General features: G+C 69.1%; 26 protein-coding genes. 11 read left to right on the plus strand and 15 right to left on the minus strand.

From position 1 onward, the window contains the following. Window positions 1-41 precede the first annotated feature (41 nt). Together JW613_RS34000 and JW613_RS34005 are read left to right on the plus strand one after the other, a co-directional pair. Complete coding sequence (locus tag JW613_RS34000) at window positions 42-470, plus strand: nuclear transport factor 2 family protein (protein ID WP_209214871.1); 429 nt, start codon at window positions 42-44, stop codon at window positions 468-470. Then, entirely contained in the window at window positions 467-1,306 is an 840-nt protein-coding gene (locus JW613_RS34005; protein WP_209214873.1) for an NAD(P)H-binding protein, read from the plus strand. The genes JW613_RS34000 and JW613_RS34005 overlap by 4 nt, the downstream gene beginning before the upstream one ends. 99 nt (window positions 1,307-1,405) lie before the next feature. Here JW613_RS34005 and gap read toward each other — a convergent pair whose 3' ends face one another. Continuing rightward, window positions 1,406-2,404: a type I glyceraldehyde-3-phosphate dehydrogenase gene (gap, locus tag JW613_RS34010; protein WP_209214875.1), complete on the minus strand. Its 999-nt coding sequence runs from the start codon at window positions 2,402-2,404 to the stop codon at window positions 1,406-1,408. A gap of 138 nt (window positions 2,405-2,542) precedes the next feature. Beyond that, window positions 2,543-3,499: a GlxA family transcriptional regulator gene (locus JW613_RS34015; RefSeq protein WP_209214877.1), complete on the minus strand. Its 957-nt coding sequence runs from the start codon at window positions 3,497-3,499 to the stop codon at window positions 2,543-2,545. Window positions 3,500-3,709: 210 nt separating this feature from the next. Here JW613_RS34015 and JW613_RS34020 point away from each other — a divergent pair, with 210 nt between their 5' ends. Beyond that, window positions 3,710-4,087, plus strand: coding sequence for a UTRA domain-containing protein (locus tag JW613_RS34020; protein ID WP_209214879.1), 378 nt, complete (start codon window positions 3,710-3,712; stop codon window positions 4,085-4,087). Between the two features lie 355 nt (window positions 4,088-4,442). On the opposite strand, the gene JW613_RS34025 is transcribed toward JW613_RS34020, so the two are convergent. Then, window positions 4,443-5,291, minus strand: coding sequence for a hypothetical protein (locus JW613_RS34025; RefSeq protein WP_209214881.1), 849 nt, complete (start codon window positions 5,289-5,291; stop codon window positions 4,443-4,445). A 149-nt stretch (window positions 5,292-5,440) separates the two neighbouring features. Further along, window positions 5,441-6,307: a hypothetical protein gene (locus JW613_RS34030; protein ID WP_245226808.1), complete on the minus strand. Its 867-nt coding sequence runs from the start codon at window positions 6,305-6,307 to the stop codon at window positions 5,441-5,443. 469 nt (window positions 6,308-6,776) lie between these two features. Here JW613_RS34030 and JW613_RS34035 point away from each other — a divergent pair, with 469 nt between their 5' ends. Together JW613_RS34035 and JW613_RS34040 are read left to right on the plus strand one after the other, a co-directional pair. Next, on the plus strand, window positions 6,777-7,472 hold the full coding sequence (locus tag JW613_RS34035; RefSeq protein ID WP_209214883.1) for a DUF4145 domain-containing protein: 696 nt from the start codon (window positions 6,777-6,779) through the stop codon (window positions 7,470-7,472). 2,109 nt (window positions 7,473-9,581) lie between these two features. Continuing rightward, a complete protein-coding gene (locus tag JW613_RS34040; RefSeq protein ID WP_245226810.1) occupies window positions 9,582-10,862 on the plus strand; it encodes an NsdA family TPR-like regulatory protein in 1,281 nt (426 codons plus the stop codon). Window positions 10,863-10,866: 4 nt separating this feature from the next. Here the strand turns inward: JW613_RS34040 and cutA are convergent, their stop codons facing one another. From cutA to mca, 6 genes are all read right to left on the minus strand, one after another. Further along, window positions 10,867-11,199: a divalent-cation tolerance protein CutA gene (cutA, locus tag JW613_RS34045; protein ID WP_209214885.1), complete on the minus strand. Its 333-nt coding sequence runs from the start codon at window positions 11,197-11,199 to the stop codon at window positions 10,867-10,869. Between the two features lie 211 nt (window positions 11,200-11,410). Continuing rightward, window positions 11,411-11,683 carry a hypothetical protein gene (locus JW613_RS34050; protein WP_209214887.1) on the minus strand — a complete coding sequence of 91 codons (273 nt, stop codon included), beginning with the start codon at window positions 11,681-11,683 and terminating at the stop codon, window positions 11,411-11,413. Then, on the minus strand, window positions 11,680-12,033 hold the full coding sequence (locus tag JW613_RS34055; protein WP_209214889.1) for a DUF6247 family protein: 354 nt from the start codon (window positions 12,031-12,033) through the stop codon (window positions 11,680-11,682). Before JW613_RS34055 ends, JW613_RS34050 begins: the two co-directional genes overlap by 4 nt. Window positions 12,034-12,125: 92 nt before the next feature. After that, the gene (gene msrA, locus JW613_RS34060) at window positions 12,126-12,791 is read right to left on the minus strand and encodes a peptide-methionine (S)-S-oxide reductase MsrA (RefSeq protein ID WP_209214901.1); all 666 of its coding nucleotides are present in this window, start codon (window positions 12,789-12,791) and stop codon (window positions 12,126-12,128) included. Window positions 12,792-12,856: 65 nt separating this feature from the next. Further along, complete coding sequence (locus JW613_RS34065; protein ID WP_209214903.1) at window positions 12,857-13,141, minus strand: hypothetical protein; 285 nt, start codon at window positions 13,139-13,141, stop codon at window positions 12,857-12,859. Window positions 13,142-13,145: 4 nt separating this feature from the next. Then, window positions 13,146-14,024, minus strand: a complete 879-nt coding sequence (mca, locus tag JW613_RS34070; protein WP_209214905.1) for a mycothiol conjugate amidase Mca — start codon at window positions 14,022-14,024, stop codon at window positions 13,146-13,148. Between the two features lie 177 nt (window positions 14,025-14,201). Between mca and JW613_RS34075 the strand changes: the two genes are divergently transcribed. Together JW613_RS34075 and greA are read left to right on the plus strand one after the other, a co-directional pair. Further along, window positions 14,202-14,633 (plus strand): DUF4307 domain-containing protein, encoded by a 432-nt coding sequence (locus JW613_RS34075; RefSeq protein ID WP_209214907.1) that lies wholly within the window; start codon window positions 14,202-14,204, stop codon window positions 14,631-14,633. A 202-nt stretch (window positions 14,634-14,835) separates the two neighbouring features. Further along, on the plus strand, window positions 14,836-15,333 hold the full coding sequence (gene greA, locus JW613_RS34080; RefSeq protein WP_209214909.1) for a transcription elongation factor GreA: 498 nt from the start codon (window positions 14,836-14,838) through the stop codon (window positions 15,331-15,333). A 128-nt stretch (window positions 15,334-15,461) separates the two neighbouring features. Here the strand turns inward: greA and JW613_RS34085 are convergent, their stop codons facing one another. The 3 genes from JW613_RS34085 to ilvA all read right to left on the minus strand — a co-directional run bounded on the left by JW613_RS34085 (window position 15,462) and on the right by ilvA (window position 18,849). Next, on the minus strand, window positions 15,462-16,322 hold the full coding sequence (locus tag JW613_RS34085; protein WP_209214910.1) for an ABC transporter permease: 861 nt from the start codon (window positions 16,320-16,322) through the stop codon (window positions 15,462-15,464). Further along, window positions 16,319-17,347, minus strand: coding sequence for an ATP-binding cassette domain-containing protein (locus tag JW613_RS34090; RefSeq protein WP_209214912.1), 1,029 nt, complete (start codon window positions 17,345-17,347; stop codon window positions 16,319-16,321). Before JW613_RS34090 ends, JW613_RS34085 begins: the two co-directional genes overlap by 4 nt. A gap of 254 nt (window positions 17,348-17,601) precedes the next feature. Beyond that, window positions 17,602-18,849 carry a threonine ammonia-lyase gene (ilvA, locus tag JW613_RS34095; protein WP_209214919.1) on the minus strand — a complete coding sequence of 416 codons (1,248 nt, stop codon included), beginning with the start codon at window positions 18,847-18,849 and terminating at the stop codon, window positions 17,602-17,604. Between the two features lie 263 nt (window positions 18,850-19,112). Between ilvA and JW613_RS34100 the strand changes: the two genes are divergently transcribed. The 3 genes from JW613_RS34100 to JW613_RS34110 all read left to right on the plus strand — a co-directional run bounded on the left by JW613_RS34100 (window position 19,113) and on the right by JW613_RS34110 (window position 20,571). Beyond that, a complete protein-coding gene (locus JW613_RS34100; protein ID WP_372448042.1) occupies window positions 19,113-19,697 on the plus strand; it encodes a MarR family winged helix-turn-helix transcriptional regulator in 585 nt (194 codons plus the stop codon). A 75-nt stretch (window positions 19,698-19,772) separates the two neighbouring features. Beyond that, a complete protein-coding gene (locus JW613_RS34105; RefSeq protein ID WP_209214921.1) occupies window positions 19,773-20,330 on the plus strand; it encodes a sigma factor-like helix-turn-helix DNA-binding protein in 558 nt (185 codons plus the stop codon). Then, window positions 20,317-20,571 carry a hypothetical protein gene (locus JW613_RS34110; RefSeq protein ID WP_209214923.1) on the plus strand — a complete coding sequence of 85 codons (255 nt, stop codon included), beginning with the start codon at window positions 20,317-20,319 and terminating at the stop codon, window positions 20,569-20,571. Before JW613_RS34105 ends, JW613_RS34110 begins: the two co-directional genes overlap by 14 nt. 28 nt (window positions 20,572-20,599) lie before the next feature. On the opposite strand, the gene JW613_RS34115 is transcribed toward JW613_RS34110, so the two are convergent. Further along, the gene (locus JW613_RS34115) at window positions 20,600-21,802 is read right to left on the minus strand and encodes a cystathionine gamma-synthase (protein WP_245226812.1); all 1,203 of its coding nucleotides are present in this window, start codon (window positions 21,800-21,802) and stop codon (window positions 20,600-20,602) included. A gap of 168 nt (window positions 21,803-21,970) precedes the next feature. On the opposite strand from JW613_RS34115, the gene JW613_RS34120 reads away from it, so the two are divergent. Next, window positions 21,971-23,173, plus strand: coding sequence for a hypothetical protein (locus JW613_RS34120; protein ID WP_209214925.1), 1,203 nt, complete (start codon window positions 21,971-21,973; stop codon window positions 23,171-23,173). Between the two features lie 68 nt (window positions 23,174-23,241). Here the strand turns inward: JW613_RS34120 and JW613_RS34125 are convergent, their stop codons facing one another. Continuing rightward, entirely contained in the window at window positions 23,242-23,808 is a 567-nt protein-coding gene (locus JW613_RS34125; protein WP_209214927.1) for a Uma2 family endonuclease, read from the minus strand. Between the last annotated feature and the right edge of the window lie 174 nt (window positions 23,809-23,982).

Consider the following 23,982-nt stretch of genomic DNA (forward strand, 5'->3'; position numbering starts at 1 on the left):
GAAACGGACCCTCGGTCCGCATTCTACGGGACGGAGTACCCATGCCCACGAACACGGCACCGGCGGAGCTGTTCCGCCACGGCCTGCGACTGCTGCTGGACAAGGACATCCCCGCCTGGGTCGACCTGTGGGACGACGACGGAGTCTTCGAGTTCCCCTTCGCGCCCGACGGCTGGCCCACGCGGCTGGAAGGCAAGGCGGCGATAGCCGACTACATGCGCGACTACCCCGACCACATCGACCTCCACGACTTCCCCCAGGTGGAGATCCACCGGACCACGGCCGCACGGACCATCGTGGTCGAGATGCGCGGCGTGGGCCGCCTGGTGGCGACCGACAGCCCCTTCGAGATGACCTATATCGCCGTGGTGACCGTCCACGACGGCCGCTTCACCCGCTACCGCGACTACTGGAACCCCCTCGCGGTGGTCCAGGACCCCGCGAGCGACTTCACGAGGAGGAGCCGATGAGTACTCCCGGCACGACCCTGGTCATCGGGGCCACCGGCACCACCGGCAGCCGCCTCGCCTCCCAACTCGCCGCCGGCGGGCACCGCGTCAGGCCCGCCGCCCGACGCGCCACCGCCGTGGCCGGCACCCGGGCCGTCCGCTTCGACTGGAACGACCCCGCGACGTTCGCCGAAGCCCTCGACGGCACGGACCGGATGTATCTCGTCCCACCGCCCGGCTCCCCGGAGCCGGCCGCCGTCATGATGCCCTTCCTCAGACAGGCCCGCGCGGCCGGGGTGCGCCGCGCGGTGCTGCTCAGCTCCTCGGCGATCCCCGCCGGCGGTCCGGCCGCCGGACAGGTCCACCAGGCCCTGCCCGGCCTGTTCGACGCATGGGCGGTGCTGCGGCCCTCCTGGTTCATGCAGAACTTCTCCTGCGGCCACCCGCACGCCCGGAGCATCCGAGCGGACGGGACCCTGCTGACCGCCACCGGCGAGGGCCGGGTCGGATTCGTCGACGCCGACGACATCGCCTCCGTCGCCGTGCACGCCCTGACCAGCGCCCAGGCCCCGAACACCGATCTGGTCATCACCGGGCCGCAGGCGCTGAGTTACGCGGACGTCGCCGCCGTCCTCACCGAGGTCACGGGCCGGACCGTCACCCACCGGCAGCTGACCTACGAGCAGCTGCGCGACCGCCTGGCCGCCTCGCTGCCCGGCGAGTTCGCCGCGCTGCTCGCCGGCCTGGACCGCGCCATCGCCGACGGGGTCGAGGACCGCACCACCGACACCGTCCAACGCCTCACCGGCCGCCCACCGCGCAGCTTCCGTGCCTTCGCGGAGCGGGAGATGACGTGAAGCAGCTGCCGCATGAAGCTGTTGCTCATGAGGCAGTTGCTCATGAGGCGGCTGCAGGCCGGTGCGGTCGCCGGAGGCGGGTACCGGCCCCGGCGCCGGTCAGCGGGCGGCGAGGAGTTCCAGCGTGTCGATCACGCGGTTCGAGAAGCCCCACTCGTTGTCGTACCACGCGACCACCTTCACATGGCGGCCGTCGACGCGGGTGAGGGCCGAGTCGAAGATCGCCGAGGCGGGATTGCCCGTGATGTCGGACGAGACCAGCGGCTCCTCCGAGTACTCGAGGATGCCGACGAGCGGCCCCTCCGCCGCGGCGCGGTACGCCGCCAGCACATCGTCGCGCGTCACCTCACGGGCGACGGTCGTGTTGAGTTCGACGATCGAGCCCACCGGCACCGGTACGCGGATCGAGTCGCCCGACAGCTTGCCGTCGAGACCCGGCAGCACCAGGCCGATCGCCTTGGCGGCGCCCGTCGTGGTCGGCACGATGTTCACGCCGGCGGCCCGGGCACGACGGGCGTCGCGGTGCGGACCGTCCTGCAGGTTCTGCTCCTGCGTGTAGGCGTGCACCGTCGTCATGAACCCGTGCTCGATGGCGGCGAGTTCGTCGAGGACCGCGGCCAGCGGCGCGAGCGCGTTGGTGGTGCACGAGGCGTTCGAGACGATCGTGTGCACGGCCGGGTCGTAGGCGTCGGTGTTGACCCCGAACGCGAGCGTGACGTCGGCGCCGTTTGACGGCGCGCTGACGAGCACCTTCCGCGCGCCCGCTTCGAGGTGGGCGCGGGCGGCCTCGGCGGAGGTGAAGCGGCCGGTGGCTTCCAGGACGATGTCGACACCGAGTTCGGCCCACGGCAGCCGCGCCGGCTCCCGCTCGGCCGACACCGTGATCCGGCGGCCGTCGACGACCAGGGCGTCCCCGTCGGCGGTCACCGGGCGCCCGAGCCGGCCGGCCGTGCTGTCGTAGGCGAGCAGCCGGGCGAGCGCGGCGGGCTCCGTCAGATCGTTGACGGCGACGATCTCAAGGTCGCTGTCGCGCTCCAGCAGCGCGCGCAGCACATTGCGTCCGATGCGGCCGAATCCGTTGATGGCGATGCGAGTCATGAGTGAGATCCCTTCCTTTCGCCACCAGGCTCCTGCGCGGTCGTCGCCGCTGACAGTGGCGGTATCGCCAGGGTTCACAAGGATCCCGCCACCTGGCCACCCGGTGCCGGGCGGGCCGCTTCGGCGGTGCCGGGCGGGTCACTCACCCCGGGTGAAGGTGTGCCGGTACTCGCTCGGTGTGGTGCCGAGGATCCGCTGGAAGTGCAGGCGCAGATTCGTGCCGGTGCCGAGCCCGACGTCGGCCGCGATCTGCTCGACGCTGCGCTGCGAGCGCTCCAGCAGCTCGCGGGCCAGGTCGATGCGGGCGCGCATCACCCACTGCATCGGCGTGCAGCCGGTCTCCTCGACGAACCGCCGGGAGAACGTGCGCGGCGAGACCCCCGCCTGCCGCGCCAGTATGTCGAGGGTGAGGGGCTCGCCGAGCCGGTGCAGCGCCCACTCGCGGGTGGCGGAGAACCGCTCGCCCAGCGGCTCGGGGACGCTGCGCGGCACGTACTGGGCCTGACCGCCGCTGCGGTAGGGAGCCGCGACCAGCCGCCGGGCCGCGTGGTTGGACGCGGCCACCCCGAGGTCGCCGCGCAGGATGTGCAGGCACAGATCGATCCCGGAGGCGGCCCCGGCGGAGGTGAGCACGCTGCCCTCGTCGACGAACAGCACATTCGCGTCGACCTGGACGAGCGGGTGCCTGGCAGCGAGCGCCCGCGTGTAGTGCCAGTGCGTCGTGGCGCGTCTGCCGTCGAGCAGGCCCGTGGCGGCGAGCGCGAAGGCACCCGTCGAGATGGCGGCCAGCCGCGCGCCCCGGTCGTGGGCGGCGACCAGTGCGTCGATGACGGCCTGCGGCGGCTCGTCGCGGTCCGGGAACCGGTAGCCGGGCACGAAGACGATATCGGCCCACGCGACCGCGCCGAGACCGTGGCCTACGTGGTACGCGAGGCCGTCGCCGCCGGTCACCAGGCCGGGTGCCGCCCCGCACACCCGCACCTCGTACGGCATGCTCGCGCGGGTCGTGAAAACCTGCGCGGGAATTCCGACATCGAGCGGCTTCGCCCCCTCGAGAACGAGTACGGCGACGCGACGCAGGCGGGAGGCTGGCACAGGAAGAGGTTACGTGGGGCGCGACCTCGCGATACGCCCCCTGCGCGCACCGGACCGCCGACAGCCCTACCGGCCCGGCGCACCGGGAGGGAGAAGCGCCTCGACGAGCGCTGCCGCACCGTCGAAGAGACCGACGCCTCAGACGTCGTTCGGCGCCACACCTCGCTCGAACTCGGCGATGGGCTAGAGCCCGAGGAAGCCGCGTTCGGTGTGGACCGCCTATGGGTTGACCCGGACACCGGTGTCCGCATCGCGCACCGTACCCTCATTCCGTTCCGCACGGCAGATGGCACCGAGCTGGAACAGGCACCGGACACAGCACCGGAGAAGATCTACGCCCTCCTGGTAGAGGCCGGGCACAAGCTCCGATGGACAGAGACCGCCCGAGCCCGCATGCCGCTCCCGGATGAGCGCACCACGCTCCAACTCCCCGACGCCACACGCGTTCTGCACACCACCCGCACCACGTACGGCCGCAAGAACGCCGCTCTGCTGCGCGAAGAGTTCCGAGTCAACGGCGACCGCGCACAAGCCGCCTACCGCATCACGACCGAGAGCACCCGCCAACTGCGCACCGTACGCGACTGAGCCGCCGCGGGGTGTCGAAACCTGTCTTCACTTCCTCAAGGCGGCTCGCTCCGCTCACCGCGCGCGGCCCGGCCGCCGAGCGGGCCTGCGCTCCTGCCTCCGTCCCGCTCCAGCCCGGCCGGCCGGGCCGCGCGCACAGCAACCAGCCACCTGATGCCAGAGAACGGGTACGTCGTGGCTGGGGCGGTCGGCTCCACGGCTTTACGGAGCCACTTCGGCGCGAGCCTCGAAGATCATGGCCCCAACGTCGTGCTTTACCGGGCAGGTCCACAGACTGCCCGATGCGCCGGAAGCTTACGGGGCCATGATCACTCGCGCCGAGGTTCGACAGTAAAGCTGACAGCTGGGTATTCCCTTACTGCCACTGACGCGCGATCCACCGTTCTCGCTCAGCCAAAAGCTCAGTCTTCGTGACCTTGATCGGGCTAAAGTCAACACCACCAAGCGGAAAGATCCACTGTTCCAGGGCAAGCCGTACATCCACTTGCGTCAGGTCGTTGCTGTATAGACCGGCAGTGCCCAACTTCTCCAGGATGCTTTTGTTGATCGTTTCAACCTTCACCCAGTGGGTGTCGTCGTCCAGAGATACGCCTTCCCACTCCTTGGCAATGATCTCCAGCCCCTCCTTGCTCGTGCAGCCGAAGCGATGCAGCGCAAGAGCCAGGTCGACCACCATGCTTGGCCAAGAGGAGAGCTTCAGGTCACTCAGCCTTGCTGGCGTGATCCAGGCGCTGTCACCCTCGCTCGTGACGTAGTCGACGTACAGACTCTCTTCACGATCTGCCTCAACGCGATTGCGGAAGATCCAGTCAACATCGTTGGGACCGTCGAGATAGAGACTGTGGCGTAGGGACTCCGCGTAGCCACGCACCTCTGCCAGATCTGCCGGTCGGCCTTCAACCAACCGCGCATAGATCCCTCGGGCCAAGTGGCTGTAGAAGATCCTCAACTGCCCCCGTACCGCATCGATGTCAGTCCAGCCCATACGAACGACATCCCAGAGGATGAGCATCTTCGCCGCTTCCTCGCTGGCGAGACCGTCGATCACTGCTGCGCCTCGACTGCGCCCGGCCTCTTGAAGGTGGATGAGGTCATCCCGCAGCGTGCTGACGTGTTCGGCGAGCAGTTTAAGGCCCTCGGCAATGAGGTCAAGCCGCTCATCCTTGGGGACGTTGAGGACAGCAACTAGATCTCTCGGCTTCATCCCAGCAGGCTACGGCGCCAAGAGCCGCTGGACTAGCGAGTAGTTGCCGACGTCGATCCGAGCGAAGCATCACTCGTAGATCACGTTTCCAAGCGGCAGTGGCCGGCCAAATTGATGATCAAATCCTAGCTTGCGGGAAGGCTCGCACCTCAACTATTGGAAGGTGGTGGCTGCTCACTGGCTACACGAACGATCCTGAAGATGGCGACAGTCCCCAGGAATGGCGATGGACCACCGGTAAAGGGGTAGTCGTCTGTCGTTGCGGCGTAGAGGGCAAGCCGCTTCTCGGCGAGCTCGTCCAGGATGGCAGTGATGCTTCGCTGTGCGTCCCGCACTGAGGAGCGAGAGAATTCGATGTCTCCTGAGATGTCGCTCCAGTCTCGGAAGCTTTGGACCGCACTGTCGATGAGGTCCTGCTCGTCGTCGGTACAGTCGTTTGGTTCCTCATGAGGCAACCATCCGAGGCAGTCTGAGAGGACTGGCCAGAGGTCACGCCCCGTCTTCATGTGGTTGAGCACTACGACTTCGAACTCTGGCTCGTCCACCGTGATGACGTCGATGATCCTTTCGACCTGCCCCTGCTTAAGCTTGCTGATCTCATCGGCAAGCGTCTTGAGTCCCCAGACCTCGATGGTGACGTCGGGGTACAGGGGGCGAAGCGTGTTATCGATGAACTGGTCGACCTCGCCGGGCAACGTGTCGTTGGTGAGGAAGCGCCACACCTTCACGTCCCGGTGCTCCTGGAGGCAGCCCTGCAAGTCACCGCGGATCTTGCCCTTGGTCTTGGCAAACGTCTCACCGCGAGTTGCATGCGCCGCGAAAAATACCCGGGCCTTCGGGCAGTAGCCGTCGTTCTTGGTGTCGCCCTTCGGCCCGGCTGCCCGCACGGGTTGGTAGTCGCCGGGGTACAACACGAGGCCGAGCCGATCCATGCAGTCTTGGAAGGCGTTGCCTTCCAGTCGAAGGAGCTGGCCTTCCACGAGCTTCCGTAGCGAGTTTTGATCCACAGCAGCCATTACCGCAAAGCTCCTACGTCCTGCGCAGCTAGGTCAGACGGATCAAACGGCCGTAGCCGGCTGCTGGCTGATGGGCTCGGCCTACGCGACGAGCGTGGTGTCCTCACCCTGGTGTCTTTGACAGCAACGCTCGTGACAGGGGAGCTGCCCGAGCGCTGGCACCGACGCCGACGAAGAACGACGTTGGGAAAGTCCCCAAGTGCAACCACCGAGACGGTCCGCACCACAACCGCACCAGATCGAGCGGGGAGCAGCGGGGAACCACGGTGAATTCAGCCGGGCCCGACGAGGCCGTATCGTGGCCGTTCCACCAGGTCAGCAGCCGAACCGACCGCAAAATGATCGCAGCTCCCCAAGCTGAGGGCTCCGAATGTGTCGGCACGGTCCTGTCCTGCGGCTTGCTCTGGTCCGCGAGCGCAACGTTCACAAATCTCATGCCCATCGGGGTGTTGCGCACTAGTCTCCGACTATGGCGAGCACGACATGCGGATGGTGCGGACGGCTGGCTCACATGAGACCGGTCGGTGGTGCCGAAGTGGTCCCGGATCAGGACAGCCGTCTCAACGTGGGATTCGAAGCCTATCGATGTGCCAACTGCCGCCGGCTGGTCCTCGCCTATGGGTGGACCGACTTCAAGCGTACGAATGATTGGGACGACGCACCTTCTGATCTCTGGGACCATCCTCAGGCCCAGCAGCCACGATGGCTTCCCCCGGCGAAGTCCAACAGGACGTTCCCAGACGTCCCCGCAGCGATCGAGTCGCTCGCGGTTGAGGCGCACGACTGTCTGAGTATCAAGGCTGACCGAGCTGCCGTTGCACTTGCCCGTGCAGTGGTCGAAGCGTCCGCGAAGGAAAAGGGTGTCACCAGAGGGAGCCTGATCGCGAAGATCGATGAGCTCCATCAACTAGGTCTGCTACGTGGGCACATCAAGGAAGCAGCACACGAGGTGCGCTTCGGCGGCAATGAGGTAGCCCATGGCGATCTCACCCCCGTTGATCACGAGGCGGCCGAAGAGATCTTGACACTCATGGATGAGGTGCTGAACGACCTGTTTCAGTCCCCGGCTCGCGTGGCCCGTGCCCGTCAGCGACGCCTGGAGCGGCCCCAAACAGGCCCTGCGTCAGTGAGCACCACCGCGTCAGAAGGACAGCCCAGCATCTGAGCTCCTGACACAGCACTCACGGCAAGGCTCCACGGACCATCGCAGCCACTCAGTGGTGTATCTAGCCGCGAAGAGGTCGCGTGCCACAACCGTGCCAGATGCAGGGGTCAGCAGCGGTCAATGGGGGTGTCTCGAAGCTCCAGGTCAGCGCCCCCACTCCCCCGCCTCTCTCCTAAAGCGGGTGTCGCCTCTCGGAATGATGGCCTGGCCTGCCCACTGGTGTCCTCAGAGAGCGCTCCGAGTGCGCCCTGGGGGACGGCTTAGCCGCTCCGGCCGGGCGTGCGGCCTTCGGCCGGTCCCGGCCGGGCGGCAGCCGCCCCCAGGCTGACAGACGACATGAGCTCATGAGGAGCCCCACTGATCGCAGGTCTGTCGTCGTCCCCAGTGCGCCCACGAGGCATTTCAGCAGCGCCGGCTCTCGGGCCCCAGCCCGAGCTGGAGTCCGCACTCTGTCGTTGGCGGAGGTGACCACGAGCAGCAGCCGGCGTCAGGGAATTGCTTGCGCGTCGTGGTACAAGGGGAGCTACAGTGCGCCCCCCACCCCGCCCGAGCGGCACGTCCTCAAGCGCGGATGCGGGCACCGTTGTGGCAGAGATCCGTACGCGCTTGAGAACGTCCCGCCTGTACCTCCCTTTGCACCCCCGTGTAGGGCCTCAGCCTGCTTCCCGCAGTCGGGCAGACGCGACCCGCACCAGCATGGCCAACTCCCGAGCAGTTTCCACCGGGACCGCCAGCCGGACCACGCCCGAGCCGTCCGCAGTTGCATCAGCCCGCGCCCGCAGATCACCAGTGTCGAGTCCTGCGGCTCTCAGTGCGTGCAACAGCTCTTCGCTCGTGTCCTCCGCGTCCCGCCATCCACCCACGTAGTCCAGTCCGCGCACCCACAATTCTTCGTCCAGACTGGCAGCCGCCTCACCGTCGAACCTACCGTTCCCAGGGCCGCACATCCGTCTCAAGTCCCCTTCTCCGCATGCCGTCTGACGTTGACCGTGTGGGCCGTGCCGAACGAGAGCACGATGACGACCCCGGTACCACGGCACTGGGGTCCGTGAACGATCCCCAGCCGGACCACCCCGGATGCTGTCCAGGCGAGGGGTGGTCCGGTATTGCGTATGCGGTTGTTCCGCGTGGCCCGACTCCCCGTCCATCGACGGGAACGGGGAACGCGGGCGTCGGGCCGTCTCAGGGCGACAGCGGTTTCAACGCCCGCCACCACCCGACGACCACTTGTTGAGCTTGCGCACGGCCGCCTCCAACTCTTCTCGCTTCGTCGCCTGATCTTTCTGCCCGTGGCCGCGGCTTTGCTGCTTTCCTTGGGCCTCCGCCATCAGTACGGCCTCCAAGGACTCAGTGCGCCCTTCCGCCCCTGTGGTGCCAGGCCCGCTCTCTCGCACAGGAGCCGCGTCAACTGTGCTTCCAGCAAGGCGGCATCATCCACGGACAGCACAGCCGACTCGGTCGAGACGTGAACGTCACCCCGAAAGACCTGAACCGGGATGTGGAACCGGTCATCGACCAAGCGCACATCGCCAGCCACCTTGAACCGGCGCGGCACGTCCTCATGCCGGTGGCCGCTCACCTCATCACCGCCATGTCGTACCGCTGTACGCCAGCACCCCACGACGAAGCCGCTCCCGCTGCTGTGCTTCCCGCTTCTCGTGTGCCACGACATAGGGCCGGACCAGGCCGACATTTTCGCCACGCAGCGAAGACCGATCGAAGACCCGATGTACGCGCGGAAGCATCAGGGTCGGGGTGTCGCCAGGAATCGCCGGGGATGCTGTCTCGACTGTGCGATGACGACCCGCACCGGGCAGCAAGAGTTGCAACAGCCATCGCACGAATTGAGGGATAGGGTTTGCCACGTTGACGCTCCTACACAGCGTTGACCACGCCCCCGGACCGTTCGCATCGGTCGCGGGGGTCTCTCGCGTGCCAACTGTGCTGGGAGGGAACGGCGATGGCTTCCCGCCCGTGGCTATCCCCATGATGGGTAGGCTGACGGTCAGGCTTCGCGACACACTGTCACCAGCAGGCGCAACGGGGCAGACGATGACTGGTTATCAACCGCCGACCGCACTACCGCGAGAACTCCTCAGCCACCCCGAGATGCGCGCCGCGATCGTGGCTCACGACTTCGGCGCGGTTTTCTCCCTTGCCCGCCAACTGGCCAAGATCAGCTATTCCAAGATCGCCGCCGAATGTGACATCAAGCCCGAACGTGTCGGCACCCTCGCCCGTGGCCAGGGTCGCATCACGTCATTCGACAAGATCGCGGCAATCGCCGACGCCTTACGCATTCCCGGAGACCTACTCGGCCTCGCCCCCCGAGACTGGGAAGCAGCAACCGTATCCGATCACGCCCCTACCGCCTCAGCACGCTCCACGCCCGCCACGCGAGAGGGAAGCGAATCAGTGCTGCGCAGGGAATTCTTCAAAAGCTCGGCCGGAGCAGGCCTGGTACTCGGCCTGCCCGAACTGACCCAGATCAAGGCAGGCCGACACATCGGCCGAGACGTGCCGGACCAGTTGCGCCACCGCACGGCACGACTGCGGCGCCTCGATGACGTCCTCGGCGGTGGAGACACCTACCGCGTCTACCTCGGCGAGTACCAAGCAACCAAGACGATGCTGCGAGAGGGCAGCTATACGGAGGAGACCGGGCGCGCGCTTCTGTCAGTGCTCTCCGAGCAGGCGCAGCAAGCAGGATGGGCCGCGTTCGACGCGGGCAATCACACCGATGCCCGGAGCCTCTACGAGGACAGCCACCAGGCCGCCACCGAGGCGAAAGACGCCGCCCTGGCCGGGAACGCCCTGGCCTTCCTCGCCTACCAGAAGATCAACACGGACCGTTCCGCCGGGATGAAGACCGCCGTCCAGGCATGCCGCACCGCAGGCCCCGACGCCCCGCCCGGGGTACGCGCACTGCTGCATGAACGACTGGCATGGGCCTATGCCGTCGCAGGGAACGCCAGCGAGACCGAACGCGCTTTGAACGTCGCGGAAGGTGCCCTCAGCGAGAGCGACGGAAGCCCGCAGCCCGACTGGTCATCATGGGTCGACCGTAACGAACTCCAGATCATGACCGGCCGCTGTTGGACCGAGCTGCGCCGGCCACTGCGCGCGGTCCCCGTCCTCGAAGACGTGCTCACCCGGTACGACGACGCCCACGCACGGGACAAGAGCCTCTATCTGTCGTGGCTCGCGGACTCCTACCTCGCTGCGGGAGAGATCGAGCAGGTCACGGCAATCATCAGCCGGGTACTGGAGCTGTCAGCCGGAGTGGCGTCCGTCCGCCCACGGCAGCGCCTCGCCCCGATCCTCCAGCAGCTCAGCGATCACCACGACCTTCCGGCCGTCGCCGAAGTGCTGGAGAAGGCCAGAGCGTGAGAGGTCAGTCCGCAGGGTTCGGGTCAGTGGTCCGCTCCACCCAGCGCAGGTAGGCATCCGAACCTGCCAAGATCGGCACGGCCGACACCTCCGGGTTCTTCCACGGGTGGTGTTCCAAGAGGTGCGCCTCAAGATCTGCGTACCGGTCGGCACGGGTCTTGAACAGCAGTTGCCACTCTTCCCCCGTGCCGAACTCGCCCAGATGCCAGAAGACGGAGACCACCGGACCGACGATCTGCGCACTGGCCGCAAGCTGGGCCGTCACCACCGACCCCGCAAGCGTCGTGGCTTGCTCGCGAGTCTCCGTCGCCGTCGCCACCTGAAGGAAATCAGTCATGCCCGCGACCCTAGTTCGCGTCACCGGTCACCGCTCCAACACGGGTGGAACTGGGTCGCCCAGCCCGTGAAAACGGCGCGTCTCACTCGCCGTGGGCATGATCCCCGTGGGGCAGGAGCCACCCTCGGGTGGGCCACTTAGCTTGACGCCCGTGCCTGTGAGGGTGCGCTGCCAGGTGCCCCCGTCCGCCGTGCGACGGTGGCGGGTCGGTCTAGATGTCGAGGAACGGCGGCATGATGCGGACGATCACAATCAAATGGTCTCTGGGTGATACCAGGAAGTAGAACCAGCCGTCGGCCGCGTCCATGCGACGCAGACCGCCCGGTCGCGGGCCGTTGCCGAAGTCGCTGACGTCGATCCCCATCCCGGCCAGGTCGGTCAGTTCCCCCGCGAGACGCTCCACTTCGGTCACCACGTGAGCGGGGGTGCCGCCTGCCACATGCGCGTGGTCGGGGTCGTACTCCCAGCGCCAGTCGGTGCTCACCGGGGTGGTAGGCCGAGCGCGGCGTGTGCGTCGTCGAGGATCTTGCCGATGGCGGACGCGGCGCGTCGGGCCTGCGGCGCGTTACCAGTCTGCGCGGTGTCCTCCCAGCGACGGAACTCTTCCGCGAGACCCGGCTGCCGCTGAATGTGGACGTGGACGGCCCACTGAGCGATGAACCGCTGGAGGGGAGCAAGGTCGGAAGCCTGACGGGACTGATCGGCGGCCTGATCCAGTTCCCGGGTGAAGGCCGGCAGGGCGGCAGGCGCGATCTGCGCGATGGCCTGGCGGAGGGCCGTGACGGTGGCAGGCGGCTGAGGGATGAGTGGCTGCCCGGCGCTGGAGGTGGTCATTGCTGCTCCCATGGGCGAGATTCTGATCCCTGGGAGCAGCGTATCGAGTGCGGGACCGACCACGTCGCCCGAACGAGTGAGAAGGCGGTCCTTCAGCTTCCAGCGGGGGCGATCCCAGTGGGGCAGCTCACGCCCGTGCCGCCGATGCCGCAGTAGCCGGCCGGGTTCTTGTCCAGGTACTGCTGGTGGTAGCCCTCGGCCGGGTAGAAGGGGCGGTCCTCGGCGGGGAGGAGCTCCGTGGTGATGTCGCCGTGGCCGGAGGCGGTGAGGACCTGCTGGTAGGCGGCGCGGGAGGCTTCGGCGGCGGCAGCCTGCGCGGGGGAGTGGGTGTAGACGGCCGAGCGGTACTGGGTGCCGGTGTCGTTGCCCTGGCGGAAGCCCTGGGTCGGGTCGTGGGCCTCCCAGAAGCGCTTGAGCAGGGCTTCGTAGGAGACCTTCGCCGGGTCGAAGACGACCCGTACGACCTCGGCGTGGCCGGTGAGGCCCGAGCAGACCTCCTCGTACGTCGGGTTGGGGGTGGAGCCGCCCTGGTAGCCGACGAGGGTCGTCCAGACGCCCTCCGTCGTCCAGAAGACGCGCTCGGCGCCCCAGAAGCAGCCCATACCGAAGTCGGCGACCTCCAGGCCTTCCGGGTACGGGCCCTGCAGAGCCGTGCCGAGCACGGTGTGACGCTCGGGCACCGCGTAGGCCGGTTCCGGGCGGCCCTTCAGGGCCTCCTCGGCGGTGGGGACGCGGTTTTTGAACCTGCCGAACAGCATGTCGTTCTCCAGACGGACTCAGGTCGCAGGCGACGGGGCGGGAGGAGTGTGCGGGCCCGCCGGGTTCAGCCCGTTCGCTTCGGGGGTGCCGAGGCGGCGGTCCGGGCGGGGGCGTCGTCGTCCGCCCCGGTCTTCTCGGGGCCGTCCCCCGGCGCGGGCTGCTCCTGGGCGGGCTGCTCCTCGAAGTCCACGCGCTTCATGTGCTTGTTCATCGACTTCATCAGCATCCACACGGCGGCGCCGATCACCGCGAAGACGATGAAGCCGAGCACACCGGGGGTCACCTTGTTCTCGTCCAGGTCCTTCGCCAGCGGGAGGACCTGGACGAGCGTTGTCTGCGTCGGGCTCATACCATCAATTCTCGCGGATCCCCGCGAAGAGGTCGTCCTCGGGGAGGGAGGTGGCCACGCGCGACTTCGCCAGCTCGTACTCCTCGGTCGGCCACACGTCCCGCTGGATCTCCAACGGAACGCGGAACCAGCCGCCGTCGGGGTCGATCTGGGTGGCGTGCGCGATCAGTGCCTTGTCGCGGATCTCGAAGAAGTCGCCGCAGGGTACGTAGGTGGTGATCCGGCGCTCCTTGATCCCCATCTTCTCCCAGCGCTCCAGCCACTCCGTGTACGGCGACTCCAGTCCGCGCTCCAGCATCGCGTTGTGCATCGCCTCGGTGCGCTGCCGGTTGAAGCCCTGGTTGTAGTAGAGCTTCTGCGGCTGCCAGGCCGGGCCGAACTCCGCCTCGGGGTACTTCTCGGTGTCCGCGGCGTGCTCGAAGGCGACCATCGAGATCTTGTGGGTCATGATGTGGTCGGGGTGCGGGTAACCGCCGTTCTCGTCGTAGGTGGTGATCACCTGCGGGCGGAACTCGCGGATGAGCCGCACCAGCGCGCCGGCGGCCTCGTCCACGTCCTGCAGGGCGAAGCAGCCCTCCGGCAGCGGCGGCAGCGGGTCGCCCTCGGGCAGGCCGGAGTCGACGAAGCCCAGCCAGGCCTGCTTCACGCCCAGGATCTCCCTGGCCTCGTCCATCTCCTTGCGGCGCACCTCGTGGATGTGCTCCTCGACGTAGGTGTCGCCCTGGAGCTTCGGGTTGAGGATGGAGCCCCGCTCACCCCCCGTGCACGTCGCGACGAGCACGTCCACCCCCTCGTCGACGTACTTCGCCATGGTGGCCGCGCCCTTGCTCGACTCGTCGTCGGGGTGCGCGTGCACAGCCATCAGTCGCAGTTGCTCAGTCACAACTCAATCCTCATAGGTCAAAGCGGCTCCGCCATCGGCCCGGCCCGCCTTCGGCGGTTTCGCGAGCGGCTTCTATAGTGACCGAATCAGAACCGCGATGTATTCCCGGTAGGACCCCGCTCAGCTCCGGCCGGGTCCGCAGCCCGCCGCCGGAGCATCTGCCGAGAGGAACGGACCATGGTTGACCTGCGCCAACAGGTCCCCGAAGGGCGTTACGGGCGTACGGCGGGCCGCTCGGCGGGCGGGAGCGCGGACGCCGAGGCGCGCACGGACCGTCGATTGAAGATCACCGGCGGTGTGCTCGGTGTGCTGATGCTCGCGCTGATCGGCTGGATCGGGATCTCCTACATCTCGGGCCAGGATGTGAGCGGCGAGCTGATCAAGTGGAAGGCCGTCTCCGACCGCGCGGTCGAGGTGCACCTGGAGGTGCGCAAGGACGCCGGTGCCGAGGGCGTGTGCACGCTGCGTGCCCGTGCGGAGGACGGCAGCGAGGTCGGCCGCAAGCAGGTCGAGTTCCCCTCGGGAAGCTCCCGCATCGACAGGGTCTTCACGATGCGGGTCACGGACCGCGCCACCACCGCCGAGCTGGTGGGCTGCGAGAAGAGGTAGCCCGGCCGCGGCCCGGCTCCGGCTGCGACCCGGCTGGGCGGCAGGCTCCGCGGACCTCGCTGACCTGCGACGGAGACAGGGCCTTCTTCCCTTTTCCGCCGAAATTGTTAAGCTCGTGGTTTCGCCCACCAGTGAAGGCGCACCCTTTCTGGTAGGGCGTTTGCTGCATCAGCTGATATCCCAGTACCGACGAGGAGCACCTGTGACCCAGACCAGCGACAACGTCACCTGGCTGACCCAGGAGGCGTACTCCCAGCTCAAGGCCGAGCTGGAGTACCTGTCGGGTCCTGCACGCACCGAGATCTCCAAGAAGATCGAGGCGGCTCGCGAAGAGGGCGACCTCCGCGAGAACGGCGGGTACCACGCGGCCAAGGAGGAGCAGGGCAAGCAGGAGCTGCGGATCCGGCAGCTTCAGCAGCTCCTGGAGAACGCGAAGGTCGGTGAGGCTCCGGCGGACGACGGTGTGGTCGAGCCCGGCATGGTGGTCAAGATCGCCTTCGACGGCGACGAGGACGACACCATCACCTTTCTGCTGGCGTCCCGCGAGTACGCCAGCTCGGAGATCGAGACCTACTCTCCGCAATCGCCCCTGGGCTCCGGTGTGATGGGCAAGAAGGTCGGCCAGGACGCCGAGTACGAGCTGCCGAACGGCAAGATGGCCTCCGTGCGCATCCTGGAGGCCAAGCCCTACCAGGGCTGATGGCGGAACCTCCGCGCCTTCGGCCGGAGGTGCCCTTTGCGACGACGAACGGCGGACGGCCCGCGCTGCGGCGCGGGCCGTCCGCCGTTCGACGGTAGGTGGTGGGTCGTGCGGCGTGCTGGGTGGGCTCACCCCGTCGCCGAGCGGTATTTGCGGACCGCCAGGGTGCGGAAGACCACGATGATGGCGACCGACCACAGCAGCGAGGCCCAGGCCGGGTGCTGCATCGGCCAGGCGTCCGGGACCGGGTAGCCGGGCGGCAGGTTGCCGAACAGCTCGCGGCAGGCGACCACCGTCGCGCTGAACGGGTTCCACTCCGCGACGTGCTGCAGGAAGGCGGGCATGTTCTGCGAGGGCACGAACGCGACGGAGATGAAGGTCAGCGGGAACAGCCAGATCAACCCGCCGGAGGTGGCCGCCTCCGGAGTGCGTACGGACAGTCCGATCAGGGCGCCGATCCAGGTGAACGCGTACCCGAGCAGCAACAGCAGACCGAAGCCGGCCAGGGCGTCGAGGAGCCCGTGGTGCGGGGCCCAGCCGACGAGCGCCGCGACGATGGCGAGGACGACCAGGGTCAGCGCCGTCTGCACCAGGTCGGCGATGGTGCGCCCGGTCAGTACGGCGCCGCGGGTCATCGGCAGCGAGCGGAACCGGTCGACGAGGCCCTTGTGCATGTCCTCGGCGATACCGGCGCCGGCGCCCGCCGTCGCGAAGGTGACGGTCTGCGCGAAGATGCCGGCCATCAGGAACTCGCGATAGGAGCCGGCGTCCGTCCCGGCGCCGGGGACCTTGATGGAGCCGCCGAAGACATAGCTGAACAGCACCACGAACATGATCGGCTGGATCAGTCCGAAGATGACGACCTCGGGGATGCGCACCATGCGTATCAGGTTGCGCTTGGCCATCACGAGTGAGTCGGTTATCGACTGTGTGATGCCGCCGCGGCCACGGGGGGTGGTGGGCGACGCGGCCGGTGCTGTGGCCGTCACTTGGTGGCCTCCTGGGGCTCGGGCGTGTCTTCGGTCGCGTTCTGCTCGGCTGCCTTCGGCTCCCGCTCGCCTTCGGCGGCGTGGCCGGTCAGGGAGATGAAGACGTCGTCGAGGGTGGGGCGGCGCAGGCCGATGTCGTCGATCTCGATGCCCCGGGTGTCCAGCTCCCTGATGACCTCGGCGAGCAGCTTGGCCCCGCCGGTGACCGGGACGGTCAGCTTGCGGGTGTGCTGCTCGACGGTGCAGCCCTCGCAGGCCGTGCCGCGCATCCCGTGGCTGTCGAGGACCTGCTGGGCCGCGGGGATGTCCTCGCGCTCGTGGACGACGACCTCGATGCGCTCACCGCCGGTCTGGGCCTTGAGCTGGTCGGAGGTGCCGCGGGCGATGACCGTGCCGTGGTCCACCACGGCGATGTCGTGCGCGAGCCGGTCGGCCTCCTCCAGGTACTGCGTGGTCAGCAGCAGCGTGGTGCCGCCCGCGACCAGTTCCTCGATGACCTCCCACAACTGCTGCCGGTTGCGCGGGTCGAGACCGGTGGTCGGCTCGTCCATGAACATCACGGGCGGGCTGACGACCAGCGCGGCGGCGAGGTCGAGCCGGCGGCGCATGCCGCCCGAGTACGTCTTGGTCGTACGGTCGGCGGCGTCGGCCAGGTTGAAGCGCTCCAGCAGTTCGTTGGCCCGCTTCTTCGCGTCGCGTGCGGACATCTGGTAGAGCTGCCCGACCATCTGCAGGTTCTCGCGGCCGGTCAGATACTCGTCGACGGCGGCGAACTGGCCCGAGAGGCCGATCGAGCGGCGCACCGCCGTGGGGTTCTTGAGCACGTCGATCCCGGCGACGACGGCCCGGCCCGCGTCGGGCCGCAGGAGGGTGGTCAGCACCCGGACGGTGGTGGTCTTGCCCGCGCCGTTGGGCCCCAGCAGGCCGAGCACGGTGGATTCGGGGACGTCGAGATCGACGCCGTCCAGAGCCCTCACCTCGCCGAAGGTCTTCACCAGCCCCTCGGCGTAAATGGCACCTGGCATGGATGGACTCCCAGAGTGTGGAGCGTGACGCTCTAAGAAGATGCTAGATCCGCCGGACAGTTCCGGCATGTACAGATACGCGACGGGCTTCAGCCCGTCGCACAGCAGTATGAAAGGACGCGATGTATCGCGTCAAGCGATACGCGATAGTCCGCGTTCGTCGCGGCCGTCCGCGTCTTCCTGCGGCTCCTGCGTCTTCCTGCGTCTTCCTGCGGCTCCTGCGCCTCTGTCCGCCGTCGCGCCGGAGGACCGGGTCAGCTCATCACCGTGTACCCCGCCGCACGCAGCCCGGAGGCGACCTCCACGCAGTGCTCGGGGCCCTTGGTCTCCAGGTGCAGCTCGACCTCCACCTCGTCCAGGCCGAGCCGCGGGTCGGTCCGCACATGGCTCACGTCCAGCACGTTGGCGTCCATCACCGACAGCTCCCCCAGCAGCGCCGCGAGCGCTCCGGGCCGGTCCGACAGCCGCAGCCGCAACGAGAGGTAGCGCCCCGCCGCCGCCATGCCGTGGCGCAGCGTCCGCTGCATGACGAGGGGGTCGACGTTCCCACCAGAGAGCACCGCCGCGACCGGACCCTCGAAGCTGTGCGGCGCCGACAGCAGCGCCGCGACCGAGCTCGCCCCCGCGGGCTCCACCACGAGCTTGGCGCGCTCCAGGCAGAGCAACAGGGCGCTGGAGAGGGCGTCTTCGGAGACCGTGCGGATGTCGTCGACCAGGGTGCGGATGATCTCGAACGGCACCTCTCCCGGCTTGCCGACCTTGATGCCGTCCGCCATCGTCGAGACCGAGTCCAGCGCCACCGGGCGCCCGGCCCGCAGCGACGGCGGATACGCGGCCGACCCCTCGGCCTGCACTCCGATCAGTCGCACGTCGGGGCGCAGCGACTTGATGGCGACGGCCATTCCGGCGAGCAGCCCGCCGCCGCCGACACCCACCACGACGGTGCGCACCTCGGGGCACTGCTCCAGCAGTTCCAGGCCCAGCGTCCCCTGGCCCGCCACCACGTGCGGGTGGTCGAAGGGGTGGATGAGGACGGCGCCGGTGGCGTGCGCGTACTCCTTGGCGGCCTCCAGCGTCTCGTCCACGACCTGGCCGTGCATCCGCACCCGCGCCCCGTACTCGCGGGTGGCGGCGACCTTGGGCAGCGGGGCACCCACCGGCATGAAGACCGTGGAGGTCACCCCCAGCAGTGAGGCCGCCAGCGCGACACCCTGCGCGTGGTTGCCGGCGCTCGCCGCGACCACCCCGCGCCGCCGCTCCTCGGGTGCGAGTCCCGCGATCCGCACATAGGCGCCGCGCAGTTTGAACGACCCGGTGCGCTGGAGGTTCTCGCACTTGAGGTGGACGGGGGAGCCGACCAGCGAGGAGAGGTGCCGGGTGCCCTCCACGGCCGTCGTGCGGGCGACTCCCGCGAGGGTCTTGTGGGCGTGGCGTACATCGTCCAGCGAGACGGGCAGTTCGCGGTGGTGGGAGGTGGCAGCGGGGGGTGCACTGGTGACCATTCCGCCAGTCTGGCAGTCGACCGGCCGGTGGGCGGGCCGCCGGGCAGCCGGCCGCCGGGGTGAGGGGCGGCGAGGGCGTGCCGGGCTCGGTGCGGGGTGGTCCGCGTGGTCCGCGTCACTGGTTTGTGCACTGGAGGTACGTCACCGGCCCGCTCCGCGTACTCTGTGGCCACCACCTCAGGTCGATGCACCCAACAGACCACCCCAAAACTGTCAAAACTCCACAAAAAATCCCGCAGATCGACGAAGTGAGCGCACCTGCCATGCCCACGCACCCGGACATGACGACAGACACCCCCGACGCGCCGGACGAAGACCCCGCGGTGCCTGCCGACCACGGTGCCGCCTTGGAAGCCGCTTCCGGCCCCACCTCCGGAGCCGCCGTACTGGATGCCATGCAGCACCAGCTGGCCGTGTACGCGCGGCGTGCGGAGCAGACCAGGCTCGGCGGGCTCGGCCAGGCCCGCAACTCGATGGACCGTGCGGCCTACCTCCTGCTCAACCGCCTCGACCAGGAGGGCCCCATGGGCGTCAAGGCGCTCGCCGCCGGTATGGGCATCGACTCCTCGACGGTGACCAGGCAGGTCGCCCCGCTGGTCGAGTCGGGCCTGGTCAAGCGCACCTCGCACCCCGAGGACGGGCGCGCGGTCGTCCTCCAGCTCTCGCCGCGCGGCGAGGCACGGCTGGAGGAGGTCCGCTCCTCGCGACGCAATCTGATGCAGCTCATCACCAAGGACTGGTCGGAGGACGAACGCGGCACGTTCTGCAAACTTCTCACCCGCTTCAACAAGGCGATGCTCGAACTGAACCCGAGCAGCCTCGCGCAGCCCCCCAGTACCGACTCCTGAGCTCCCGAAAGCCCTTGACGCGCCTCTTGATTTGATCTGCAGCCCTGCCGTCCTATAGGCGGCACGGGAGGCGGCGTGCGAGAGCGTCAGGCACGGCAGGAGCGCCTCCGCGCCCGGGAGTTCGAGGCGTTCGTCGCGGGCGCGGGTGGCCGACTGCTGCATGCCGCCACGCTGCTGACCGCCGAACCGCCCGGCGCCGCACCCGAGGCGGAGCGGCTGCTGGTGCGGGCGCTCGCGCGGACCCGCGCCGACTGGAGCCGGTTGCGCGGCGAGGACCCCTACGAGCGCACCCGGCAGACGCTGGCCGCACGGTTCGCCCACACCGGCCGACGGCACCGCCGTCCGCGCGGCGGACTGCTGGGCGTGCTGCCCCCGCAGGAACGGCTGGTGCTGGTGCTGCGGCTGTACGAGGGGGTGGCCGAGGAGCAGGTCGCCGCCGGGCTGGGACTCCCCGTCGAACGGGTGCGCGCACTGCACACCCGCGCCATGGCCACGCTGCTCAGCCGCCCGCCTGACGCCCCGCACAGCGGCGGGCACAGCAGGAACGGCCCGGACAGCGGGCACAGCGGGTACGGCAGGCGCAGCAGGAGCGGCCCGCGCGAGGAAGCGGAGGCGGCGCATGAGCCTGCCTGACCGCAAGGAGGCCGAGGTACGGCGTCTGCTGGAGCAGCGCACCGCCGAACCCGTGCCCGCCGACCTCGCGGAGCGGGCCCTCGCGGAGGGGGCCCGTCTGCTGCGGCGGCGTCGGGCCCTGCGGACGGCGCTGTGGACAGGGGTGTTGGCGGGACTGCTGGCACTGGCCGTGTGGAGCCTCGTCATCCAGCCCTGGTCCGACCCGCCTCCGGTGACGACTCCGCCCGCCGGGGGCTGGTGACCCGCCCCGCCACACCCCTGCGGAGTGCCTACTCCAGCGCCCGGGTCAGGTCCGCCAGCAGATCGTCGGCCGATTCGATGCCCACCGAGAGGCGGACCAGATCGGCCGGCACCTCCAGCGCGGAGCCCGCCGCCGAGGCGTGCGTCATCCGCCCCGGGTGCTCGATCAGCGACTCCACCCCGCCCAGCGACTCGCCCAGGGTGAACAGCTGCGCCCGGTCGCACACCCGCACCGCGGCCTCCTCGCCGCCCTCGACCCGGAAGGACACCATCCCGCCGAAGCCGCGCATCTGCTTGGCCGCGATCTCGTGCCCGGGGTGGGTGGGCAGCCCGGGGTAGAAGACCTCCGCCACCTTCGGGTGCGCGGTCAGCAGCTGCACCACGCGGGCCGCGTTCTCCCCGTGTCGGTCCATCCGGACGCCCAGTGTCTTGATGCCGCGCATCACCAGCCAGGAGTCGAAGGGCCCGGCGATGCCGCCCATCGCGTTCTGGTGGAAGGCCAGCTCGTCACCGAGCGCGGGATCGGCGACGACCAGCGCGCCGCCCACCACGTCGGAGTGGCCGCCCATGTACTTGGTCGTCGAGTGCACGACGACATCGGCGCCGAGCGCGAGCGGCTGCTGCAGATAGGGGCTGGCGAAGGTGTTGTCGACGACCAGCCGCGCGCCCGCGCCGTGCGCCACCTCGGCGACCGCCGCGATGTCGGTGATGCCCAGCAGCGGGTTGGAGGGGGTCTCCACCCACACCGCCTTGGTGCGCTCGCGCAGCACGGCCCGTACGGCGGCCGGGTCGGAGGAGTCGGCCACCGACCACTGCACCCCCCACCGCTCGGCGACCCGCGCGAAGAGCCGGAAGGTGCCGCCGTACGCGTCGTCGGGGATGACCACATGGTCGCCGGGGGTGAGCAGGGTGCGCAGCAGGCAGTCCTCGGCGGCCAGCCCCGAGGCGAAGGCGAGGCCGCGCCTGCCGCCCTCCAGCGCGGCCAGATTCTCCTCCAGGGCGGTGCGGGTCGGGTTCGCCGAGCGGCTGTACTCGTAGCCGCCGCGCAGCCCCCCGACGCCGTCCTGTTTGTAGGTGGAGACCTGGTGGATGGGCGGTACCACCGCCCCCGTGCTCTCGTCGGCGGCCTGGCCCGCGTGGATGGCGAGGGTCTCGAAGCCGTGCTGTGTCTGCGGGGTCTTCGGGGTGTCGTCGGCCCCGCTGCCGATGCCGTTGTCGCGCTGCTCACTCATGGAGGCGAGACTAGTGGGCCGTACGGTGGAGTGGGGCGGGCTCAGGCCGAGCCCGGCCCCTCCGCACGGTCCCGACCCAGCCTTCCCTTCCGGGGGCGCCTCCCAGCGGTAGCCGGGGGACTTTGGCCGGGAGATGCCCAGCCCGTCACAGCGTGGAGATCCGACGTCATGGAAGCCCTGCTCCTCCTGATCGCACTCGTCGCCATCTTCGGTGTGGCCGTCTACCCGGCGATGCGCCGCAGGCGGCTGCGGCAAAGCCTCGGGCAGGGCGGCGCGGGGCCGCTCCGCGCGGTCGATCCGAGTGCCGGATACGGCTTCGTCCCCGCCGACGAGCTCGACGTACGGCTGCCCGGCCCCGACCGGGAGCTGGTCGAGGCGCTGGAGGAGACCCAGCGCACCCAGGACTATCAGCCGGTGGCACGGCTGCTGGCCTTCACGGGGGACGAGTACGAGCTGCGCTGGCAGCGGGTGCAGTCGCTGGCGGGCGCGGCGGCGATGGAGCTCGCGAGCTCCCGGGCGCACACCGGGGAAGCGGGCGGCAAGGCGGCGGGAGCCGAGGGGCCGCCCGACGCCGGTGCCGCAGGCGTGTCCTTCAGCAAGGACCGGCCCACCGCGCTGCCGGACGCCCGCTGGCTGCGGGAGTGGCGCGCCCAGCAGCCGCGCGACCACGGGGGCGCGCAGGTGTACGCGCAGTTCCTGGTCTTCCAAGCGCTGGCCGACGCCAACTCCAGCGCCTACCGCATCATCCTGGAGGAGGCCCGCGAGGTGGCGCGCGACGCCGCGAAGCTGGCCCCCACCGACCCGACGCCGTACATCACCGAGCTGTTCATCGCCCGCCACCTCGGCTACCGCGAGGCCGATTTCGAGTCCCTGTGGGCCACCGTCCGCCGACTGGCGCCCACGCACATGGGCGCCCATCTCGCGGCGCTGCCCTACTGGTCGGCCAAGGCCGTGGGGTCCAAGCAGCAGGCCGACGACTTCGCCCGCACCGCCGCCGCGCACGCCCCCGAAGGCACCCTGCTCCCCGCGCTCCCGCTGTTCGCGGCCTACGACCACCTGCCCGAGGTGAACATGGTCCGCGGCCTCTACCGGAGCGAGGAGATCAGCAAGGCCGTCGAGGCCGCCGAGTACGCGGTCGACCAGGTCGAGGACGACCACCCGGTCCGCCCGCACGTGCTCCATCTGCTCGTCTGGTTCCTCGTCCGCGCCGAACGCTACGGCGAGGCCATGGAAGCCCTCGCCGCCGTCGACGGGCACGTCGGCGCCGTCCCATGGGTAGACGAGGGCGATCCCGCCGCCGCCTACGCCGCCTACCGTGCCCTCGCGGTGGCCGGCTGGGAGGCGACGGGCGGCGCACGGGCCTCGCACTGACGGCGGCCGGTCGCCTGCGGCCCAACCGGAGTGCGCCCCGCCGTGCGCGGTGCGTCACTTCGGCGCTGTCAGAGGGTTCCCAGATCGACAGTGACGGAGAAGGGCGCGGTGGCCTTGATGACGCCGGTGAACACCTCGCCGTCCCTGTACGTTTCGGTAGCGGGATCGAGAACGTAGGTGTAGACGATCGGGACACCGGTGGCGGCCTGTTCGATCCGCCAGTAGAAGCAGATTCCCGCTTTTGCGTACTGGTCCACCTTCACGATCCGGTCGGTGGTCTCCGAGCCCGGCGACACGACCTCGACCACGAGGAGCACATGCTCCGGACGTGTGGGCGTCAGGTCGAGAGTCTCCGCCCGGTACACGATGACATCCGGACGCCGGTTGGTGAGCGGAACGTCCTGCAGGCGGACGTCGAAGTCCGTGTCGGCGTTCCAGTCCGGGCCTGCGGCGGCGTCCAGGGCGTTGGCCAAGATCCGGGCGAGCCGGTTGTGCCGCTTGGACGCGCTCGGGCTCACGACAACCATTCCGTCCACGATCTCGATGCCGGCGCACTGCTCCTCGGACCAGGAGTCGTACTGCTCCGCGCTGATCTGCGTGTGCATCCACGCGGGCGCGACCATCTCGGCGGCCATGATGTACCTCCTCGAGGAGCCTCGGCAGTTCCGCGCTGCTGGGTTCAGCCTACTGGCGTGTGCTGCCGGGGCGCCCGGTTCGGAAAGGAGCCGACAGGACCTTCCCCGTCGGCTCCGGCGGCCTCGCACTGACGGCGAGCGGTCGCCTGTGGCCCAACCGGAGTGCGTCCCGCC

Origin of the sequence: Streptomyces smyrnaeus, from assembly GCF_017676345.1 — a bacterium.
GTDB lineage: Bacteria > Actinomycetota > Actinomycetes > Streptomycetales > Streptomycetaceae > Streptomyces > Streptomyces smyrnaeus.

Excerpts from the sequence above, each read along its gene's own strand:
- JW613_RS34125 (WP_209214927.1), bottom strand. The coding sequence starts at position 23,808 with ATGGCCGCCGAGATGGTCGCGCCCGCGTGGATGCACACGCAGATCAGC.
- JW613_RS34075 (WP_209214907.1), top strand. The coding sequence starts at position 14,202 with ATGGTTGACCTGCGCCAACAGGTCCCCGAAGGGCGTTACGGGCGTACG.
- JW613_RS34055 (WP_209214889.1), bottom strand. The coding sequence starts at position 12,033 with ATGACCACCTCCAGCGCCGGGCAGCCACTCATCCCTCAGCCGCCTGCC.
- JW613_RS34100 (WP_372448042.1), top strand. The coding sequence starts at position 19,113 with ATGCCCACGCACCCGGACATGACGACAGACACCCCCGACGCGCCGGAC.
- JW613_RS34065 (WP_209214903.1), bottom strand. The coding sequence starts at position 13,141 with ATGAGCCCGACGCAGACAACGCTCGTCCAGGTCCTCCCGCTGGCGAAG.
- JW613_RS34030 (WP_245226808.1), bottom strand. The coding sequence starts at position 6,307 with ATGGCTGCTGTGGATCAAAACTCGCTACGGAAGCTCGTGGAAGGCCAG.
- JW613_RS34110 (WP_209214923.1), top strand. The coding sequence starts at position 20,317 with ATGAGCCTGCCTGACCGCAAGGAGGCCGAGGTACGGCGTCTGCTGGAG.
- msrA (WP_209214901.1), bottom strand. The coding sequence starts at position 12,791 with ATGCTGTTCGGCAGGTTCAAAAACCGCGTCCCCACCGCCGAGGAGGCC.
- JW613_RS34115 (WP_245226812.1), bottom strand. The coding sequence starts at position 21,802 with ATGAGTGAGCAGCGCGACAACGGCATCGGCAGCGGGGCCGACGACACC.
- ilvA (WP_209214919.1), bottom strand. The coding sequence starts at position 18,849 with ATGGTCACCAGTGCACCCCCCGCTGCCACCTCCCACCACCGCGAACTG.
- gap (WP_209214875.1), bottom strand. The coding sequence starts at position 2,404 with ATGACTCGCATCGCCATCAACGGATTCGGCCGCATCGGACGCAATGTG.
- JW613_RS34040 (WP_245226810.1), top strand. The coding sequence starts at position 9,582 with ATGCGCGCCGCGATCGTGGCTCACGACTTCGGCGCGGTTTTCTCCCTT.
- JW613_RS34090 (WP_209214912.1), bottom strand. The coding sequence starts at position 17,347 with ATGCCAGGTGCCATTTACGCCGAGGGGCTGGTGAAGACCTTCGGCGAG.
- JW613_RS34025 (WP_209214881.1), bottom strand. The coding sequence starts at position 5,291 with ATGAAGCCGAGAGATCTAGTTGCTGTCCTCAACGTCCCCAAGGATGAG.
- cutA (WP_209214885.1), bottom strand. The coding sequence starts at position 11,199 with ATGACTGATTTCCTTCAGGTGGCGACGGCGACGGAGACTCGCGAGCAA.
- JW613_RS34120 (WP_209214925.1), top strand. The coding sequence starts at position 21,971 with ATGGAAGCCCTGCTCCTCCTGATCGCACTCGTCGCCATCTTCGGTGTG.
- JW613_RS34035 (WP_209214883.1), top strand. The coding sequence starts at position 6,777 with ATGGCGAGCACGACATGCGGATGGTGCGGACGGCTGGCTCACATGAGA.
- JW613_RS34000 (WP_209214871.1), top strand. The coding sequence starts at position 42 with ATGCCCACGAACACGGCACCGGCGGAGCTGTTCCGCCACGGCCTGCGA.
- JW613_RS34005 (WP_209214873.1), top strand. The coding sequence starts at position 467 with ATGAGTACTCCCGGCACGACCCTGGTCATCGGGGCCACCGGCACCACC.